A 17,945-nucleotide genomic window follows, 5' to 3' on the forward strand; every position below is an offset into this window, starting at 1 on the left:
GTGCCATGTCCCCGACATCCCCCCAGAGCCTCCAGGAACGCTTCGCTCCCCAACTGGCCTGTTTTGGTTGCGGCCCCGCCAATCCCCAGGGGCTGCGCATCCGCAGCATCGTGGAGGGGGACCGGGTCGTCGCCGACTGGACCCCGGCCGAGCACCACCAGGCCTTCCCCGGCGTGGTGAGCGGCGGAATCATCGGCGCGCTGCTCGACTGTCACTGCAACTGGACGGCGGCCCACACGTTGATGAAGGAGCGGGGGCTGGACACGCCGCCCTGTACCGTCACCGCCGAGTACTCCATCCAGCTCAAGCGCCCCACGCCCCTGGGGCCCCTGCGCCTCGAGGCCGGCCCCGTGTCCCAGGAGGGGGACAAGGTCGTCGTCGAGGGCACCCTCACCGCCGGAGGCAAGGTGTGCGCGACGTGCCGGGGCACCTTCGTCGCGGTGAAGCCGGGCCACCCCGCGTACCACCGCTGGTAGACATGACGAGGGCCCCGTCACCTCCCACCTGGAGGTTCACGGGGCCCGGGTCCGACCGGCGCTCGGCGCCGGGGTGCTACTTGGTCAGCGAGTAGTTCTGCGCCATCAGATCGTGCGGCGTGGTGCCGCGGTGGCCCACGCGGTGCGTCTGGTTGGCGATCTTGTCCTGCAAGAGCCGCAGACCGTCGAGCACCTGCTCGGGACGCGGCGGGCAGCCGGGGATGTAGACGTCCACCGGGATGATGCGATCGATGCCCTGGAGCACCGCGTAGTTGTCGTAGAAGCCGCCCGACGAGGCGCACACGCCGAAGGCGACGACCCACTTGGGCTCGCACATCTGCTCGTACACGCGCTTGAGGATGGGGGCCTGCTTCATGTTGATGGTGCCGATGACCATCAGCATGTCCGCCTGACGCGGCGAGAAGCGGGGGAACTCGGCGCCGAAGCGGGCGATGTCGTGCCGGGCGGAGGAGACCGACATGAACTCCATGCCGCAGCACGCGGTGGCGTACGGGTAGGTGAAGAGCGAGTACTTGCGCGCCCAGCCCAGGCCCTTGGACACCATGCGCTCGATGAAGCCCATGGCCTCATCCCGGCGGGTGGTCAATACGGGTGCGATATCGGATTCAGCCATGGTTCCTCAGTGCTCCCACTCGAGAGCGCCCTTCTTCCAGATGTAGATAAGGCCCACCACGACGGTCGCCGCGAAAACCACCATCTCCGCGTAGCCGAACCAGCCGAGTGCCTGGAAGTTCACCGCCCAGGGATACAGGAAGACCGCCTCGACGTCGAACACGATGAAGAGCAGGGCCACCACGTAGAACTTCACCGCGAAGCGCTGGCGCGCCGTTCCGCTGCTCGCCGAGCCGGCCTCGAAGGGGGCGGACTTGATGGAGCTTGGCCGCTTGGGGCCCGCGAGGGCCGCCAGGTTCACGATGACGAGCGCCAGCACGCCCGCCAGCAGCAGCACGAGCGCCAGCGGCAGGTAGGAGCTCAGGGGGTTGTTCGGATCAATCGCGGGGGTCATCGCTCGCGGACCCTAGGGACAGCCGCGAGAGGTGTCAACGTGAAACCCGGAAGCGCCAACCCCCGGACATGACAGCGAAAAGCCCCGGCGGCCCCCCGGGGCCCTCCTCCCCGCGCGCCAAGGGGGCACGAGGGCGGGGTTTGACGCTCCGCGCGCCGCCCCCTAGGGTCCTGGCCCGACGCGTCGTGCGATCAGACAGGAGCAGCGCCGGGCATGTGGGGTCGGCTTAGTCTACGCTGGCAGGTGGCATTCGCGGTGCTGGTCCCCAGCCTCGCCGTGGCCCTGTTCAACGGTTTCTACTTTCCCGAGCAGCAGCGTGAGCAGGGGCTGCGGCGGCTCGAGGAACAGGCGCACGCGGTGGGTGGGCTCGCCGCGCAGGACATCTCGTTCCTGCTGGAGGAGAGCGAAGCGCGGGGGATGAGTCCGCCGCCGCCCCTCCTCGAGCGCGTGAAGTCGCGCGTCTTCGATCGCGTGGAGCAGACGAGCCGGCCGGGCGCCGTGTCCTTCCAGGGGATGCTCACGCCCCAGGGCGAGGTGCTGGCCGAGCGGGGCAACGTGCCGCCCGCGCAGACCTTGAAGGGCCTGCCCTTCCAGAAGGAGGGGATCTGCTCCGAGAAGCGGCTGGCGGCCGGCCCCATGGCGTTCTGCGGGCTGCCCGGCGGCTACGTGTACGTGGTGGGCCTGAACGCGGCCCCGGTGATGCAGGAGGCGCGCGCCATGCGCTGGTCCAGCTTCTTCGTGTACCTGGGCGCCATGCTCACCGGCCTCTTCATCGCCTTCTTCATCGGGCGGGCCATCGCCGAGCCTGTCACCCGCATGACCCAGGCGGCGCGCGAGGTGGCCCAGGGCGACATGTCGTTGAGCGAGGTGGACGTGGCCTCGGCGGGCGAGGTGCGCATGATGGCGCACTCCTTCAACGAGATGCTCGGCACGCTGCGCGGCACGGTGTCCGAGCTGCTCACGCGCCTGGAGCAGCTCTCCAGCGCCTCGCGGGGCCTGTCGGGCGCGTCCGCGGATCAGGAGCACGTCATCAGCCAGCAGGCGGCGTACGCCCAGCAGATCGCCGCGACCTTCGAGGAGCTGAGCCGCACCGCGGAGCAGATCTCCAGCTCCACCGAGGTGGTGGAGTCCAGCGCGCGGCGCACGCACGAGGCGGTGGCCGAGGCCATGGCGGTGGTGGCCCAGGTGGTCGCGGGCATCAACGACATCCGCATGGAGTCCAAGGGCGTGGCCGACGCCATCGTGGGCCTCAACCAGGACCTGCAGCAGGTGTCGAAGATCGCCCAGGTCATCAACCAGGTGGCGGAGCGCTCGGACCTGCTGGCGCTCAACGCGGCGCTGGAGGGCACCAAGGCGGGCGAGGTGGGCCGGGGCTTCTCGCTCGTGGCGGCGGAGATGCGCAAGCTCGCCGAGAGCGTGTCCGCGTCCGCTCGCGACATCGGGCGCATCGTTGAGAAGGTGCAGGACTCGGGCAACGAGGCGGCCACCAAGGCGCGCGTGGGCATGGCCACGAGCGACCGGGGCGTGGAGGTGGCCGAGCAGGCCTCTGCCGTGTTCCAGCGCATCGTCGAGCTGGCGCGCGGCACGAGCGAGGCGGCGCGGCAGATCACCATCGCCACGCGCCAGCAGCGCCAGTCCAGCGAGCAGGCCGTGCAGGGCGCGCGCAACGTGGCGGACCTGGTCAAGCAGGGCGTGGACGCCACGGGGCGGACCACGCGCATCGCCCAGGACCTCCAGAGCGTGGCCGACAGCCTCAGCGTGCTCACCAGCAAGTTCAAGGTGGCACGCGATCGTTGAGGTGTCTCGTTGAGGTGTCTGGTGCGTCGGCCTCCGGGCCCGTCTCAGACGACGGGCACGAACTCGATCAGCGCCTTCTTGGGGGGCTGACCGAAGGGCAGGTAGCGAAGCTTGGGCGGTGCGACTCCCGGCGCCAGCTGCGGCCGTACCCCACGGCGCGACAGCTCGCGCGCGAACGCCGTGGCGAACTGCACCACCTCCACCCAGGCCAGGTGGTAGCCCAGGCAGAAGTGCGGGCCACCGCCGAAGGGCGCCGTCTCGACGGAGGAGGGCGGCACGCGCCGGCCCAGCCACCGCGAGGGATCGAACTTCTCCGGCTCGGGGAAGTTGGCTGGATCGTAGCCGTAGGTGCCCAGCGGAACGGTGATCATCGTCCCCTTGGGCACGAGCTTGCCGTGCAGCGTCAGATCCTCGGTTGCCTCGCGCGCCGTGGACGACACGGGCGGGTAGAGCCGGATCACTTCCCGGAAGAGCGCCTCGGCGAAGGGGTGACGCTTGAGCTCCTCGGGCGAGCGGGGCAGGCCCGGCGCCGCCGTGGCCTCCTCGCGCAGCTTCTCCCAGAGGTCGTGCCGCTGGGCGAGCACCAGGCCCAGCCACGCCATCGTCGACGCGGTCGTCTCGTGTCCCGCCAGGGCCAGGAGCCGCAGGTTGCTGATGAGATCGTCGTCCTTGAGCGGCTGGCCTTCCGTGTCGCGCGCCGCCAGCATCGCCGAGAGCGTGCCCGGCATCTCCGGACGGCCCCGCGCCGCCGCGATGAGGCTGGAGAAGCGCGCATCCAGCCACGCACGCCCCCGGCGGGCACGCCAGCGCGGCGAGTAGGGCAGGTCGAGCTTCAGCGGGAACGCCCCGAGGGTGAACTCGCGGTAGTTCGTGTTGAACTCCTGGATCTCCGAGCGGTCGATGCCCATGACGCGGAAGATGATGTCGAGGGCGAACTTCTGGGTCTCGGTGATCAACGAGAAGGGGCGCGAGGAGGGCAGGCTGGCCACGCTCGCCTCGATGACCTCGGCGGACAGGGTGGCGGCGCCACTGGACGACAGCCCCCGGGGCGTGAAGGGCCCGCTCATGGGCGTGCGCAGGTTGCGGTGGCGGGCGCCATCCTGGGACAGGAGCGCGTCGCCGATGAACTCGGGGGCCTGCTCGCGGATGAACTCGCTGCTGGTCACCCGGTTCTTGAGCAGCTCGAAGCCGGGCTCGCCCATGCACACCAGCTGCATCTCGGATCCGAAGGAGCGCATCCAGAAGATGGGGCCCACCTTGGTTTCGGCGGCGCGCAGGAAGGTGAGGGTGTCGCCGAGGTTGAAGGGCGCGTGGCCCACCAGGGGCAGCCCACCCGGGAGGATGGGAATGCCGAGGCGGTGGGTCTCCTTCATCGGCAGGCGCTCCAGCATGTTGCTCAGGGTCTGCATTTGCATGGTGTCTAGCTCGCGTGGGTGGACTGACTCGTGGCCCGGGCACGCAGTCTCGCGAAGTTCTCAGGTGGAGTGGGGGAGTCTCCGGGTCGCCGGCCTGGTGTCACCTGTTCCCCGTGGAAGTCGCTGCCTCCCGTGGGCACCAGATCGAACTCCTTCGCGTACTTCACGTACCGCTGCTGCACACTCGGGTTGTGGTCCGAATGTAAGGCTTCCAACCCATCCAGGCCCGCCCGCGCGAGCTGTAGGATATCGTACCGTTCAATCTTGGAGCTGCCGGGGTGGGCCAGTGTGGCCGTGCCCCCCGCGCGATGCACGAGCTGGATGGCCTCCGCTCCGTCCAGCTTGAAGCGCTCCACCCAGGCCGCCTTTCCCGCCCCCAGGAAACGGTCGAAGGCCGCCTTCACGTCCAGACACCACCCGCGCTCCACCAGCACCCGCGCCAGATGGGGTCTGCCGAGCTGCGCGCCCGCCGCCAGGGCGCGCACCTCCTCCATCCGGATGGGAAACCCCAGCCGCTGCATCCGCTCCACCATGAGCACCATGCGCTGCTCGCGCTCCACCCGCAGCCGCGACGCGTAGGCGGCCAGCTCCGGGAAGTCCGGCCGGACGAAGTGCCCCAGGATGTGCACCTCGCGCTTGTTCACGAACGCCGACAGCTCGATGCCCGGCACCAGCTCCACGCCGTGCGCCCGCGCCGCCTCCGCCGCCTCCGCCAGCCCCTCCACCGTGTCGTGATCCGTCACCGCCAGCGCCTTCACTCCGGCACTCGCCGCCAGGGCCAGCAGCCCGGTGGGCGAGTGCTGGCCATCGCTCGCGGTCGTGTGGGAATGCAGATCGATCACGGCGGACTCCAGGTCACTCGGGTTGAACCGTCAGCAGGGGCGTCCCTAGGATGATGGAGGATGCGTCACGGATGCACCAGAGGAGACCCCCCATGGCCAAGGACGACACCATCGAGAACCGCGTCTACCTCTTCGAGTCCCTGGCGAGCAGTTATGTCTCCAGTGCCTCGGACTTGCTGTCCTCCGACGACGAGGCGGCACGCGCCCGGGCGAGGCGGGCCCTGGCGGAGCTGGCCTTCGTCTCCTGTGTCGTCGCGGACACAGGACACCTGCCCCCGGAGCAGGTGCGCGAGCGGCTCCTCGGACTCGCCCCGCCGCCTCCCGCCGAAGGGGAGGGCAAGGGCAGGGGCAAGGAGCGCAAGCAGAAGTAAACCCGGGCTCCCCTCGACGCGTGGGTGGTGGTAGATCGGCGCGCCATGGCCAAGACCCCCTCGAACTCGAAGAAGAATCTGCGCGCCCACTACTCGGGAGCACGCAAGGCCGACCCTCGCCCCATCACCGGCAAGGAGTCCCCCGCCGAGCTGCTCGCGCATGCCTTCTCGGCCTATGTGGGACGGCAGGAGCGCACCGCCTTCGATCTCATGCGCCGCTCGATGGAAGTCGACGCCTCCGTCTTCCTCACCCTGTCGGGCGCGATGACGCCAGCGGGCCTGCACCAGAGCTGCATCATCCCCCTCATCGAGAAGGGCATCATCTCGGCGCTCACCACCACCGGCGCCAACCTCTACCACGACGCCCACCGCATCATCGGCCACGCCATCCGCGAGGTGAACCCCAACGCGGGGGATTTGCAGTACCGCCTGGCGCGCATCATCCGCATCTATGACCTGGGCTTCTGGGAGGAGGCGCTGCTGGACACCGACCGGCTCTTCTCCGCCCTGCTGCGCCGCCCCGAGTTCCAGCGCAAGATGACCACGCCCGAGTTCCACTACCTGCTCGGCAAGAACATCGCCGCCATCGAGAAGCAGCTCGGCGTGAAGCAGCCCTCGCTGCTGTCCACCTGCTACAAGCACGCCGTGCCCATCTTCGTGGGCGCCGTGCAGGACGGCTCCATCTTCCTCAACGCCGTCAAGCTCAAGCGCCTGCTGGGCGCCGAGTTCAAGTTCGAGATCGACATCAACGACGACGTCTATTGGATGTCGGCGATCCAGCACTACTGCCGCCACCACTACTCCAACAAGATGGCCATCTGGATCCTCGGCGGCGGCGTGCCCAAGAACTACACGCTGCAGGGCGAGCCGCTGTTGGATCAGATCCTCGGCGTGCCCACGGACGGCTTCGACATCGACGTGCAGTTCTGTGTGGACCCGGTGGACAACGGCGCGCTGTCGAGCTGCCCGGCGGGCGAGGGCCACACCTGGGGCAAGGTGTCCATGGAGGCCGTGGAGGTGGGCTCCATGTACGTGCACACCGACGTCACCGCCGTCTTCCCGTGGCTCACCCACGCGCTGTTGAGCGACACGAAGATGAAGCGCAAGCCGCGCCGGTTGATGGACGTGATGCAGGAGGCGGTGGCCTTCCTCGACCGGGACGTGAAGAAGCGTCACAAGTCCCTGCTCAAGACGATCGAGTGGAGCCCCGACGACGCCAAGCCCAACCCGGAGGAGCACGAGACGTACGTGCGCTAGCCGTTCCTCCCCCCGCAAAGCCCAGGAGCCATGACCATGAGCCAGCCCCCTTCCCCCACCGGCGTCGTGATGTCCGTCGAGTCCTCGTCCGGCTTCCACTGCAAGCTGGAGCACGGGCCGTCCGGCTCGCGCATCACCACCGAGGCCCCCAAGGACAACGGCGGCACGGGCATGTCCTTCTCGCCCACGGACCTGGTGGGCGCGGCGCTCGCCTCGTGCGTGCTCACCACCATGGCCCTGGCCGCCTCGCGCGAGAACATCCCCCTCGGAAATGCCCGCGCCCGGGTGGAGAAGCGCATGACGCCCCCGCCGCGCCGCATCGGTGAGCTGGTGCTGGAGGTGGAGATGCCCGCGGGACTCTCCGCCGCGCACCGCGCCCGGCTGGAGGAGGTGGCCCATGGCTGCCCGGTGTCGCGCAGCCTGCACCCGGACGTGAAGCTGCCCATCTCCTTCCGCTACCCGGACGCCGCCCAGTAGGCCCCTCGAGCGCCTGCTCCGCCGCCCGCTCCCCGGACGCCTGGCCGGGGGGTGCTGCACTCCAGGCCGATCATGCCGACCTTCCCCGCGCAACGCGGGTGAAGAGGGGGAGTGCGGCGTGAACCTGAACCTTCTGCGCATCTATCTGAACGATCATCTGATGGGCTCCGTGGGCGGCCTGGAGCTGGCGAAGCGGGCGCGCGCGGAGAACGAGGACAACGCGGTGGGGGAGTACCTCGCGTCCTTCCTCGAGGAACTCCAGGCGGACCGCGCCACCCTGAAGAACGTGATGCGGGCGCTGGGCTTCAAGCTCGACCCGCTCAAGCAGGGCCTGGCCTGGGTGGGCGAGAAGTTCGAGCGGCTCAAGCCCAACGGACGGCTCACGGGCTACTCCCCCTTGAGCCGCCTGGAGGAGCTGGAACTGCTCTGCCTGGGCACCGAGGGGCGCCTGTCCATGTGGCGCACCCTCCGGGGACTGGCCGGCAAGGACGATCGCCTGGGCCGCTTCGACTTCACGGTCCACATCCACCGGGCCGAGCAGCAGCGGCGCGCCCTGGAGCGGTTGCGCCAGCGCGCCGCGGACGAGGCGTTCTCGGATCCCGAGGAACGCTCGGTCCTGCGTCTCACGCCCACGCGGGAGCCGGGTTAGCGTCTATAAGGCGCTGCATGGACGTGAAGTCGAGGCAGGTCGTGGAGTGGCTCCTGCGCGAGGAGCAGGTGGACTGGACCACCGAGAAGCCTCCTCCCGGCCTGGAACCCGGAGCGCGTGAACTCTTCATCAGCGTGGGCTCGCGCGGGGAGGCCCTCGGCGAGCACCCGCGCATGTTGGCGTGGAAGCTCCCCCAGTGGACCCGGCGCGCGGTGCGCTCCACCACGGGGGCGGTGCTCTTGTCCGCCGAGCCGCTCGATGCCCTGGCCCGGCAGCTCCAGGAGGCTTCGCCCGGCGCTCCGCCTCCACCCCTCACGTTGCGCGTCCACGAGCACACCCTCGACGTCGTGTGCGCCACGCTGCTGACCGCCTGGCGGCTCTTGCACGGCGCCTGGCCCGAGGGCGTCGAGGTCCTCGCCGATTACGTGAGCGAGTGGGAGCAGGGCCACACCGAGACGGTGGGCGAGTACGAGTGCGCGCTGGGCACCGTGTTCTACGCGGCGGTGAAGCTCTGGCCTTCGCCGACGGCCCGGCCCTCGCGCGAGGTGCTGGAGCTCATGGCCTCCGTGCTGGAGACGGTGCGCGTGCCCGGGGATCTCACGCGCCTGCCCCCGGCACGCATCCCCCCGGCCGTCTCCCGGCGCCTCAAGGCGGACGAGCTGCTCTACCGCGCCGAGCTGTCGCGCGCCCAACGCGTGCAGCTCGACATTCCCCTGGGGGACGCGGAGGACGGGCCCATGCGGCGCGTGGACGCGCTCTTCCTGTCCTCCTTCCAGGACGTCACCGTCCTGCGGCTGCTCGCGCGCAACGACACGCAGAACACCCACTACGGCCAGGGCTTCGACTTCATGGCCATCCACATCGCCCGGCCCGAGCAGTCCCGGCCCTGGCACTCCTTCTCCCTCACCCCCGAGCGCGCGGGCACCCTGGGAGACCTGGCGGGCGCGCTGGACGAGCTCGAGGGGCCGCGGCTCGCGGATGGCACCCCGCGCAAGCGCGGACGGCGCTTCGAGCGCCAGCCCAACGACTACTCGGACCCGTGGTACTCGGATGGCTACGCGAGCCCCACCGGCCGCGCGACGATGGTGGCCGGCCCCTACTCGGGCACCCGGCTGTCGCGCCGCGAGCTGTGGGAGACGCTCTGGAACCGCTTCAACGTGGGCCGCCACGTCCATGTCCTCCGCGCCCACACCCTCTTCGCCCGGCCCTTCCTCTGGCGCGGACCCGTGCCGGGCGCGGAGCTCGTGTCCCGGGGCTTCCAGCGCAGGGATCTCTCCAGCCAGGGCGCCACCTTCCACCCCGCCGTGGTGCTGTCCTTCCTCGGCGCCACGGAGGAGGCGGACGTGCTGCACTACGAGAAGCCCGCCGGGGCCCACACCGTCCACGTCTCCGTCTACCCCAACCGGCTCGTCGCCGTCTGGGTGGAGCGGCCCCGGGCCGAGGCCACCTCGTTGTACGCGCTCGCCCTGGAGCAGGAGGAGCTCGTCGAGGGCCGCGCGTTGTGGGAGCTGGAGCCGTTGCGCGCGCTCGCGCCGTGGCTGGCGCCGCTCGGCCCCGAGCGCTGGCTCGTCTATGGCGCCTATCGCGTCTCGCGGGGCCGCTCGTCCATGCTGGATGACTCGCGCTCCATGCAGGGGCTCTTCCACGCGCTCGCCTCCGGCACGCGGCCCTCCCTGGAGAAGCTGCCCTCGGAAGCCGCCGCCGAGAGCCGGCGCGTGCTGCGCGACGCCGCCGGGGAAACGGAGCACTGGCTGACGTCCACGGGCGGGGCGCGAATCGAATTCCTCCTCGAGGAGGAGGAGCGCGGGCCGCTCGCGTGCGACCGCGACTTCTTCCTCTTCCTGCTCACCCTGGGCCAGCGCTACTCGGCCTTCGAGATCAGCCGGCGCATGGCCGAGGTGGAGCAGCGCTACCGCACCTCGCGCTGGCAGAGCCTGCGGCCCGCGCGCAGCGTGCGCTCCGACGTGATGCTCTTCACCAACTCGCTCTGGCACACCCGCGTGAGCGAGGACCCGGACGTCAACGCGCGCTACCTCGCCTGGCACTCGCTGCACGGCCTGCAGGAGACGGTGACGTCCATGAGGGATCAGGCGGCCGAGCTGGATCAGTACAAGCGTGATCAGTTCGATCGCATGGTGGGCCTGCTCGTCTTCGTCTTCCTGCCGGTGAGCCTCGCCTGCGGCTTCTTCTCCGGCGCGCAGTTCCAAGACATGAGCCCCTCGGTGGGGATTCCGGGCACCACCACCGGCTGGCTCATCTTCCTGGGCTACACCGCCGCCTTCACCGTGCTTGTCTTTGGTACCGTGTTGCTCGCGCGGGTGATGAACTGGCGCCGGCGATGAAACGTTGCGCGCTCGCCTGCCTGCCCTGCACTCGAGTGGACTCCTGTTGTTCGGGGCGCGAATCCAGGTCAGAATCGCCCGGACGGCGGTAGCTACCCGGAGTGTCGGCGGTACGGTGGAGGCACGTTCCTTTCGGCCTTGTCGAGGTTTTCCATGGGAGAGAGCGGCGTGCAGGGAGAGCGGACGGAGAGCCAGTCGATTTCCGGCGACTTGTTCTGCATGCGAGGTTTTGGCATCGCACTGGTGGTCCTCGTGCACGTACTCGGCGTGGACGACCAGCACGGGGTGCGCAAGCTCTTCATCCCGGGACGGGCGGACCTGCGCATCACGTACGATTTCATCCATAGCTTCAATATGGCCGTGATGTTGATCGCGGCGGGCGTGGCGGTGAGCGCCTTCGGGCGGGTGAACCGGTCGCTGATCGGCTTCTTGCGCAAGAAGCTGGATAAGCTCGTCGTGCCGATGCTCATCTGGGCGCCCATGCTGCTGCTCATGCAGGAGCTGTCGGGGGGCCTTCCCCATGGGATGTGGGCCTGGGGGGCGCTGCTCGCGCGCGTGCCCACGGCGTGGTTCCCCGTGTACGCCATCTTCTGGTTCGTGCACGTGCTGGTGTGGTGCACCCTGCTGAGCTGGATCTTCCGGCGCTTCGCCGCGCCGCTGCTCGGCCGCTGGGCCTCCCTGGTCTACCTGTCCGCCGCCATCGTGATGCACGCCGCCGTGGTGGCGTGGGTGGGTCCCACGCCGTCGGTGATGGGCGAATACGTGTCCCTGGTGACGTACTGGAACCGCTTCTTCGGCCTGGGCCTCTTCATCCAGCCGGCCCTGGTCGGCGCCTGCCAATTCCTCTCACGGCTCTCCGCGCCGCGGCAGGTGCTGGTGTCCCTGGGGCTCGCCGCAGTGCTGGTGGCCGTGTACGCGGGGGTGCCGGACTACGAGCTGGTGTGCGTCATCAACGGGCCGCTGGGCTTCTGCCTGCTGATCTCGCTGTCGGTCTTCCTGGGCAGCCGGGCGCGCCAGGGCGGCGCGGTGTGGAAGGCCCTGCGCGGGCGCTTCGCCACCGTGGGCTCCATCAGCATGCTCTTCTACCTCTTCCACATCTACTTCGTGTCGGGCACGCGCATGGTGCTCGAGCACCTGTCTCCGGGCATCCCGCTGGCGGTGCACCTGGTGGTCGGCTGGACGATGGGCCTGCTTGGCCCCTGGGTCATCTACCTGCTCCTCAAGGATCATTCGCTCTTCCGCTGGAGCATCGGGTTTCCCCCGCGCAAGGCCGGCCCGGAGTCCAGTGGCGAACAGCCGCGCCCCGAGCCCACCCCGGTGTCCTCGGGCGTCTGACGCCCGTTTTCACCGGGCTGTCACCCACGCGCTGTCGTCCTGCGATGCTATGTGCGGACATCTCGGGACGTGACGCGTCCCCTGCCTGGGAGACATCCGTGCACCTGCATTCCACCTCTCGCATTCCTTCGTGGTCCTCGCGCCGTCTGTCCTCCGTGCTGCCGTTCGCCCTGGCCTGCACGCTCGCGATGACGGGCTGCGACCCGAAGCCCACGCCGGACGACCCAACGCCCGTGCCCGACGACCGGACGCCCGCGCTCGCCGACAAGCTCCTCGTGGTGGGCCACCGCGGCGCCAGCGCCCTGCGCCCGGAGCACACGCTCGCCAGCTACCGCAAGGCCGTCGAGGACGGCGCGGACATCATCGAGCCGGACCTCGTGTCGACCAAGGACGGCGTGCTCGTGGCCCGTCACGAGAACGAGATCTCCGGCACCACCAACGTGGCGGCGGTGGAGAAGTTCGCCTCGCGCAAGACCACGAAGATGATCGACGGCAAGCCGCTCACCGGGTGGTTCACCGAGGACTTCACCCTGGCGGAGCTCAAGGAGCTGCGCGCGCGTGAGCGGATTCCCGCCGTGCGCCCGGGCAATGTCCCGTACGACGATCAGTTCGAGATCCCCACGCTCGCCGAGGTGATCGCGCTCGCCAAGGAGCTGTCCCAGAGCTCCGGCCGCACCATCCACCTCTACCCGGAGACCAAGCACCCCACCTACTTCCAGTCCGTGGGCCTGCCGCTGGAGGACAAGCTCATCGAGGCGCTGCGCGCGGATGACTTCACCCGCACCACCGCCACCGTCTACATCCAGTCCTTCGAGGTGGCCAACCTCAAGGCCATCCACGCGAAGATCGGCACCTCGCAGCCCAACTGGAAGCTCGTGCAGTTGATGGAGGAGGCCTCCTTGAAGCCCTACGACTTCGTCGTGGCGGGGGATGCGCGCACCTACGCGGACCTGATGACCGAGGCGGGCATGAAGGAGATCGCCACCTACGCGAACGGTGTCGGGCCCTACAAGCGCAGCGTCCTCGACGTGGACGCCACGACGGGCGCCTTCCTGAAGCCCACCAGTCTGGTGCGCAATGCCCACGCGGCCAAGCTGCTCGTGCACCCCTACACCTTCCGTCCGGAGAACAGCTTCCTGCCCGCTCCGCTCAAGGCCCAGGGTCCGGACTCCGCGCTCAGCACCGAGGGCGCCATCCGGGAGATCCAGGCGTACCTCGATGCCGGCATCGATGGCTTCTTCACCGATCACCCCGCCGTGGGCCGCCAGGCGGTGGATACGTACAAGCGCTAATCGCGTGAGGTGAGCGGGGATCTGCCCAGCAGCAGGGGGACGGCGAGCAGGCCGCCCCCCGCGCCAATCCACAGGGTAGGCCCCATCCCGAGCAAGTCCACCAGGGGTCCCGCCAGCAACGCCCCCAGGGACAGCAGCAGCCCGGTGACCACGTGGAAGGTCGCGTTGGCGCGGCCCAGCACCTCGGAGTCCATGACCCACTGCCGCAGGCTGAGCGCGTGAATCACATACGCGCCGAGCAGGGCATCCCCGAGCAACTGCTGCAGGACGAGCAGGGGGATGCTCCACGCTCCCGCCTCCCGCGCGAGGGGAATCAGCAGGTTGGCGCCTTGGCCCACCAGCAGCGAGAAGCCCATCGCGGGGCCCAGTCCCCGGCGGAGCATGGGCCGCGCGATCAGCGCCCCCACGAAGGAGCCCACCCCTCCCACGCCGATGATGACGCCCACGGTGGCGGGCGTCAGGCCCAGCGTCTCCAGCGTGAAGACCATGTAGAGCGAGAGGAAGAAGCCGCCGAAGAAGTACATGACGGCCTCCGCGAGCAACACCGGGCGGATCAACGGATGGGAGAGGCAGGCGCGAAAGCCCGTCACGATGTCGCCGAGCACGCTCACATGGGCCTCGGTGGCCGCCGCGGGTTGCTCGGGGGTCCGGATCCGGCCGAGCCACAGGGCGGACCAGACATATGACAGCGCGTCCACCCCGATCGCCACCGGCGCCGTCAGCCATTGCACCAGCACGCCCGCGAGTCCGGGCCCGGCCGCCTCGGCGACGGACTCCGAGGCTTCCAGCCGGGCATTGGCGTCCACCAGCAGCGCCTTGTCCACGAGCGTGGGCAGGTAGCTGTTGTCGGCGATCTGGAACAGGGTCGTGGCGGCTCCGACCGCGGCCGCCACGAGGTAGAGCTGGAGCATCGACAGGGCCCCGAACCTCGCGGCCAGGGGCAAGGTGAGGAGCAACAGGGCCCGGACGACATCCGCGCCGATGAGGAGCGGCCGTTTGGCGGTTCGATCGACGTGCCCGCCCATGAACAGGCCCACGAGCAGACCGGGCGCGACCCCGAGCGCCGAGAGAATGGCGATCTCGGTGGGCGTTGCCTGGAGCGTGAGCAGGGCGAGGATGGGCAGCGCGGTGCGGGTGATGCGGCTGCCGAACGCGCTGACGATCTGCGCGCCCCACAGCCTCAGGAAGTCCGGGTGGTTCCACAGCCCGCCGGAAGGCCACCCACGTGGAAGGACGCGCACGGTGTTCAACCTCGATAAAGCGGGAGGGCGAGCCCCCGGGTGATGGCGAGCGCCCGCAGGATGAAGCCGGCGGTGGCCGCGATGCCGGCGGCCAGTGGCATGGGCACGCCCAGGGCGCCGAGCCCGACGTACAGCGCGGCGGCGAGCGCGGCGGCGGTGACGTAGATCTCCGGACGCAGGAGGATGGACGGCTCACCCGCCAGCACGTCGCGGATGATGCCTCCCATGCAGGCGGTGACGACGCCCATCACCACGGCGGGCAGCGAGGGGATGCCCAGGCTGCGTGCCTTGGCGGCGCCATAGACGGCATAGGCGGCGAGGCCGATCGCGTCGAACCAGTCGAGCGCCTTGCCCCGCCACAGCCAGGAGGGCGTGACCCAGACCAGGACCGCCATGCCCAGACTGACCGCGATCGCGCCCGAGTCATGCATCCAGAAGACGGGGGCGCCGAGGAGCAGATCCCTCACGGTGCCGCCGCCCGTGCTGGTGATGGCGGCGAAGAAGGCGAACGTGACGAGGTTCTGTTGGCGCCGGGCGGCGGCGAGCGCGCCCGAGGCGGCGAACACCGCGATACCGATGATGTTGAGCCAGACGAGCGCGGGGCCGAGTTGGGCGAGGGGGAGGTTCATGTATCCGCTTCCAGCATCAACGCGTCGCGAAGGTGCTCGGCGAGGTAATCGATCAACGCGCTCACGGGCGGCGGCAGACCCCGGCGGCTGGTGAAGACGAGGTGCACCGTTCCGTCCGGGGCATGCCAGTCCGGAAACACCTGGACGAGCCGGCCGGAGCGCAGGGCGAGCGCACAGGTATGGTCGGGCAGCAGGGACACGCCCAGCCCGGCGATCGCCGCCTCCCGCAGGGCCTGGAAATCCCCGCTGGCCAACCGCGGCTCATGGCGGAGGGTGATCGTCCGCTGCTCGGGGCCGATGAGTTCCCAGACGTCCTGGCCCGGCTGCTCCGTCGCGCTCAGGGTCGGCACCGAGGAGAGCGTCTCCACGTCCAGTGTGTCGCCGAGGCGCTCGGCCCACGTGGGGCTCGCCACGAGGATGCGGCGGCTCCGGGCGAGCTTGCGCACGGTGAGCGCCGCGTCGGTATCAAGCGAGGTGCGCACCCGGAGCGCGACGTCGATGCGCTCGGAGATGAGATCGACCCGCCGGTTGGTGGCCACCACCTGCACCTTCACCCGCGGATGGCGGTCCATGAAGCGCGCGAGGATGCCCGACAGGGGCTCCATCAGCCCCAGGGGACAGCTGAACCGGACCGTCCCATGGGGCTCGCCCTGGGTCGCGGCCACCGCCGCCTCGGCCCGCTTCACCTCCGTCATCACGTTCTGGCAGTGGTCGTAGAAGGTCTGCCCGACGTCGGTGACACGGAAGTGGCGCGAGGAGCGCTCGATGAGCCGCACCCCCAGCCGCTCCTCGAGCTGCGCCACCCGGCGGCTGAGCTTCGACTTGGGCTGCCGCAGCACCCGTCCGGCCGAGGCGAAGCCCCCGTTCGCGACCACCTCGGTGAAGAAGAACAGGTCATTCAAGTCCTGCATCACGCCCTCATCGTTCTAAATGATGAACGCAGGTTTCCGAAAAGCCCAACTATCGGATTCATCGTTCCAAATCTACATATCCCTCATCGCGACGACGAACTCCGCCGCCGCATCACAGGGAGAAAAACCATGAGCAACAAACTTCAGGGCAAGGTGGCGGTCGTGACGGGTGGTACCTCGGGGATTGGCCTGGCCACGGCGAAGCGGTTCGCCGCCGAGGGCGCCACCGTCTTCATCACCGGCCGCCGCCAGGCGGAACTGGACGCGGCGGTGAAGTTGATTGGTCCCAGTGCCACGGGCGTCCGGGCGGATGCCTCGAAGCTGGCGGATCTCGATCGCCTCTACGAGGTGGTGAAGCAGAAGCAGGCCCCCATCGACATCCTCTTCGCCAACGCGGGTGGGGGTGAGTTCGCTCCCCTGGGCTCCATCACCGAGAAGCACTTCGACGACACCTTCGCCACCAACGTCAAGGGCGTCCTGTTCACGGTGCAGAAGGCCCTGCCCCTGCTGCGCGATGGCGCCTCCGTCATCCTCACGGGCTCGACGGCGGGCATCCAGGGCACTCCGGCGTTCAGCGTCTACTCCGCGACCAAGGCCGCCATCCGCAACTTCGCCCGCAATTGGATCCTCGATCTGAAGGACCGCCGCATCCGCGTCAATGTCATCAGCCCGGGCCCCATCAAGACGCCCGGACTGCATGGGCTCGCCCCGAATGAAGAGGCGGCGCGGGCGCTCTTCGAGCAGATGGCCACCACCATTCCCCTGGGCCGGCTGGGGGACCCCGACGAGGTCGCCCGGACCGCGGTGTTCCTCGGCTCGGAGGACAGCAGCTTCGTCAACGGCGCCGAGCTCTTCGTCGACGGTGGCGCGGCGCAGATTTGAAGCCCTGCTCCAGGCCCGGTGCCCGGAAGCGGTCCCGGCCGCGGCGCGGGTACCCGTTCCCTCTCAGGACGCCCTCTTCATGGAGAAGGGATTTCGAACATGCTCCGCCAGGTATTCGATCAACGCGGACACCGGGGGTGGAAGGCCCCGCCGGCTGGTGAAGACGAGGTGGAGGATTCCTTCCTGCGTGTGCCAGTCCGGAAACACCCGGACGAGCTGGCCGGAGCGCAGGGCGGGGTCGCAGAGCGCTTCGGGCAACAGGGTGATCCCCAGCCCGGCGATCGCCGCTCCCAGGACGGCCTGGCAATCCCCACACGACATGCGGGGCATGTGGTGGAGGGTGAAGGTGCGCTGCTCGGGTCCAAGGAGCGCCCAGGTGTCCAGCCCTTCCCGTTCGTTGATGCTCAGGGTGGGGAGCGACGCCAGTTGCTCCACGTTGCGCTCATCGCCGAGGCGGTCGGCCCATACCGGAGCCGCGACGAGGATGCAGTTGCTCTGGGTGAGCTTGCGCACGGTGAATGACGCGTCGACGTCGAGCGAGGGGCTCACGCGCAGCGCGAGGTCGATGCGCTCGGCGATGAGATCGACCCGCCGGTTGGTGGCCACCACCTGCAGGTTCACTCGGGGGTAGCGCTCCATGAAGCGGACGAGATGGCATCCCAGGGTATCCATCAGGCCCTGGGGACAGTTGAACCGGACTGTTCCATGCGGCTCGCCCTGGGTGGCGGCCACCACGGCCTCGGCCCGGTTCACCTCCGCCATCACGCTCTGGCAGTGGTCGTAGTAGGCCTGCCCGACGTCGGTGACGCGGAAGCGGCGCGAGGAGCGTTCGATCAGCCGGACCCCGAGGCGCTCCTCGAGCCGTGCCACCCGGCGGCTGAGCTTCGATTTGGACTGCCGCAGCACCCGTCCCGCCGGCGCGAAGCCTCCGTTCGCCACCACCTCGGAGAAGAAGAACATGTCATTCAAGTCCCGCATCGCGCCCTCATCGTTGCGTTTCTA

General features: G+C 69.4%; 18 protein-coding genes. 10 read left to right on the plus strand and 8 right to left on the minus strand.

Annotated elements, in window-relative coordinates:
- The first annotated feature begins 5 nt into the window (after positions 1–5).
- Entirely contained in the window at positions 6–476 is a 471-nt protein-coding gene (locus F0U63_RS15735; protein WP_395846733.1) for a PaaI family thioesterase, read from the plus strand.
- Between the two features lie 76 nt (positions 477–552).
- On the opposite strand, the gene F0U63_RS15740 is transcribed toward F0U63_RS15735, so the two are convergent.
- Positions 553–1,110: an NADH-quinone oxidoreductase subunit B gene (locus F0U63_RS15740; RefSeq protein ID WP_395846734.1), complete on the minus strand. Its 558-nt coding sequence runs from the start codon at positions 1,108–1,110 to the stop codon at positions 553–555.
- 6 nt (positions 1,111–1,116) lie between these two features.
- Positions 1,117–1,503 carry an NADH-quinone oxidoreductase subunit A gene (locus F0U63_RS15745; RefSeq protein WP_395846735.1) on the minus strand — a complete coding sequence of 129 codons (387 nt, stop codon included), beginning with the start codon at positions 1,501–1,503 and terminating at the stop codon, positions 1,117–1,119.
- A gap of 213 nt (positions 1,504–1,716) precedes the next feature.
- Between F0U63_RS15745 and F0U63_RS15750 the strand changes: the two genes are divergently transcribed.
- On the plus strand, positions 1,717–3,300 hold the full coding sequence (locus F0U63_RS15750; RefSeq protein ID WP_395846736.1) for a methyl-accepting chemotaxis protein: 1,584 nt from the start codon (positions 1,717–1,719) through the stop codon (positions 3,298–3,300).
- 44 nt (positions 3,301–3,344) lie between these two features.
- Here F0U63_RS15750 and F0U63_RS15755 read toward each other — a convergent pair whose 3' ends face one another.
- On the minus strand, positions 3,345–4,715 hold the full coding sequence (locus F0U63_RS15755; RefSeq protein ID WP_395846737.1) for a cytochrome P450: 1,371 nt from the start codon (positions 4,713–4,715) through the stop codon (positions 3,345–3,347).
- 5 nt (positions 4,716–4,720) lie between these two features.
- Positions 4,721–5,557 (minus strand): PHP domain-containing protein, encoded by an 837-nt coding sequence (locus tag F0U63_RS15760; RefSeq protein ID WP_395846738.1) that lies wholly within the window; start codon positions 5,555–5,557, stop codon positions 4,721–4,723.
- Positions 5,558–5,649: 92 nt separating this feature from the next.
- Here F0U63_RS15760 and F0U63_RS15765 point away from each other — a divergent pair, with 92 nt between their 5' ends.
- The 7 genes from F0U63_RS15765 to F0U63_RS15795 all read left to right on the plus strand — a co-directional run bounded on the left by F0U63_RS15765 (position 5,650) and on the right by F0U63_RS15795 (position 13,280).
- The gene (locus F0U63_RS15765; protein ID WP_395846739.1) at positions 5,650–5,928 is read left to right on the plus strand and encodes a hypothetical protein; all 279 of its coding nucleotides are present in this window, start codon (positions 5,650–5,652) and stop codon (positions 5,926–5,928) included.
- A gap of 45 nt (positions 5,929–5,973) precedes the next feature.
- Complete coding sequence (locus F0U63_RS15770) at positions 5,974–7,185, plus strand: deoxyhypusine synthase family protein (RefSeq protein WP_395846740.1); 1,212 nt, start codon at positions 5,974–5,976, stop codon at positions 7,183–7,185.
- A 36-nt stretch (positions 7,186–7,221) separates the two neighbouring features.
- Positions 7,222–7,662 carry an OsmC family protein gene (locus F0U63_RS15775; RefSeq protein WP_395846741.1) on the plus strand — a complete coding sequence of 147 codons (441 nt, stop codon included), beginning with the start codon at positions 7,222–7,224 and terminating at the stop codon, positions 7,660–7,662.
- A gap of 118 nt (positions 7,663–7,780) precedes the next feature.
- On the plus strand, positions 7,781–8,311 hold the full coding sequence (locus F0U63_RS15780; RefSeq protein WP_395846742.1) for a hypothetical protein: 531 nt from the start codon (positions 7,781–7,783) through the stop codon (positions 8,309–8,311).
- A gap of 17 nt (positions 8,312–8,328) precedes the next feature.
- A complete protein-coding gene (locus F0U63_RS15785; protein ID WP_395846743.1) occupies positions 8,329–10,653 on the plus strand; it encodes a hypothetical protein in 2,325 nt (774 codons plus the stop codon).
- A gap of 153 nt (positions 10,654–10,806) precedes the next feature.
- Positions 10,807–11,988: an acyltransferase gene (locus F0U63_RS15790; RefSeq protein WP_395846744.1), complete on the plus strand. Its 1,182-nt coding sequence runs from the start codon at positions 10,807–10,809 to the stop codon at positions 11,986–11,988.
- Positions 11,989–12,086: 98 nt separating this feature from the next.
- Entirely contained in the window at positions 12,087–13,280 is a 1,194-nt protein-coding gene (locus tag F0U63_RS15795; RefSeq protein ID WP_395846745.1) for a glycerophosphodiester phosphodiesterase, read from the plus strand.
- Here the strand turns inward: F0U63_RS15795 and F0U63_RS15800 are convergent.
- The 3 genes from F0U63_RS15800 to F0U63_RS15810 are packed head-to-tail and all read right to left on the minus strand — an operon-like array spanning position 13,277 to position 16,061.
- Complete coding sequence (locus F0U63_RS15800) at positions 13,277–14,521, minus strand: MFS transporter (RefSeq protein WP_395846746.1); 1,245 nt, start codon at positions 14,519–14,521, stop codon at positions 13,277–13,279. The two genes, F0U63_RS15795 and F0U63_RS15800, sit on opposite strands and share 4 nt — an antisense overlap.
- Before the next feature lie 5 nt (positions 14,522–14,526).
- Positions 14,527–15,150 carry a trimeric intracellular cation channel family protein gene (locus tag F0U63_RS15805; protein ID WP_395846747.1) on the minus strand — a complete coding sequence of 208 codons (624 nt, stop codon included), beginning with the start codon at positions 15,148–15,150 and terminating at the stop codon, positions 14,527–14,529.
- A complete protein-coding gene (locus F0U63_RS15810; protein WP_395846748.1) occupies positions 15,147–16,061 on the minus strand; it encodes a LysR substrate-binding domain-containing protein in 915 nt (304 codons plus the stop codon). Before F0U63_RS15810 ends, F0U63_RS15805 begins: the two co-directional genes overlap by 4 nt.
- A gap of 129 nt (positions 16,062–16,190) precedes the next feature.
- On the opposite strand from F0U63_RS15810, the gene F0U63_RS15815 reads away from it, so the two are divergent.
- Positions 16,191–16,943: an SDR family NAD(P)-dependent oxidoreductase gene (locus F0U63_RS15815; RefSeq protein WP_395846749.1), complete on the plus strand. Its 753-nt coding sequence runs from the start codon at positions 16,191–16,193 to the stop codon at positions 16,941–16,943.
- Positions 16,944–17,006: 63 nt separating this feature from the next.
- Here F0U63_RS15815 and F0U63_RS15820 read toward each other — a convergent pair whose 3' ends face one another.
- Positions 17,007–17,921 (minus strand): LysR substrate-binding domain-containing protein, encoded by a 915-nt coding sequence (locus tag F0U63_RS15820; protein WP_395846750.1) that lies wholly within the window; start codon positions 17,919–17,921, stop codon positions 17,007–17,009.
- Positions 17,922–17,945: the final 24 nt, after the last annotated feature.

The organism is Cystobacter fuscus (assembly GCF_044360685.1).
GTDB classification, from domain to species: Bacteria; Myxococcota; Myxococcia; order Myxococcales; family Myxococcaceae; genus Cystobacter; species Cystobacter fuscus_C.

What these genes read in the sequence shown, in the direction of transcription:
- F0U63_RS15735 (WP_395846733.1), top strand. Translation starts at nt 6, where the DNA reads ATGTCCCCGACATCCCCCCAGAGCCTCCAGGAACGCTTCGCTCCCCAA.
- F0U63_RS15740 (WP_395846734.1), bottom strand. Translation starts at nt 1,110, where the DNA reads ATGGCTGAATCCGATATCGCACCCGTATTGACCACCCGCCGGGATGAG.
- F0U63_RS15745 (WP_395846735.1), bottom strand. Translation starts at nt 1,503, where the DNA reads ATGACCCCCGCGATTGATCCGAACAACCCCCTGAGCTCCTACCTGCCG.
- F0U63_RS15750 (WP_395846736.1), top strand. Translation starts at nt 1,717, where the DNA reads ATGTGGGGTCGGCTTAGTCTACGCTGGCAGGTGGCATTCGCGGTGCTG.
- F0U63_RS15755 (WP_395846737.1), bottom strand. Translation starts at nt 4,715, where the DNA reads ATGCAAATGCAGACCCTGAGCAACATGCTGGAGCGCCTGCCGATGAAG.
- F0U63_RS15765 (WP_395846739.1), top strand. Translation starts at nt 5,650, where the DNA reads ATGGCCAAGGACGACACCATCGAGAACCGCGTCTACCTCTTCGAGTCC.
- F0U63_RS15770 (WP_395846740.1), top strand. Translation starts at nt 5,974, where the DNA reads ATGGCCAAGACCCCCTCGAACTCGAAGAAGAATCTGCGCGCCCACTAC.
- F0U63_RS15775 (WP_395846741.1), top strand. Translation starts at nt 7,222, where the DNA reads ATGAGCCAGCCCCCTTCCCCCACCGGCGTCGTGATGTCCGTCGAGTCC.
- F0U63_RS15785 (WP_395846743.1), top strand. Translation starts at nt 8,329, where the DNA reads ATGGACGTGAAGTCGAGGCAGGTCGTGGAGTGGCTCCTGCGCGAGGAG.
- F0U63_RS15790 (WP_395846744.1), top strand. Translation starts at nt 10,807, where the DNA reads ATGGGAGAGAGCGGCGTGCAGGGAGAGCGGACGGAGAGCCAGTCGATT.
- F0U63_RS15805 (WP_395846747.1), bottom strand. Translation starts at nt 15,150, where the DNA reads ATGAACCTCCCCCTCGCCCAACTCGGCCCCGCGCTCGTCTGGCTCAAC.
- F0U63_RS15810 (WP_395846748.1), bottom strand. Translation starts at nt 16,061, where the DNA reads ATGCAGGACTTGAATGACCTGTTCTTCTTCACCGAGGTGGTCGCGAAC.
- F0U63_RS15815 (WP_395846749.1), top strand. Translation starts at nt 16,191, where the DNA reads ATGAGCAACAAACTTCAGGGCAAGGTGGCGGTCGTGACGGGTGGTACC.
- F0U63_RS15820 (WP_395846750.1), bottom strand. Translation starts at nt 17,921, where the DNA reads ATGCGGGACTTGAATGACATGTTCTTCTTCTCCGAGGTGGTGGCGAAC.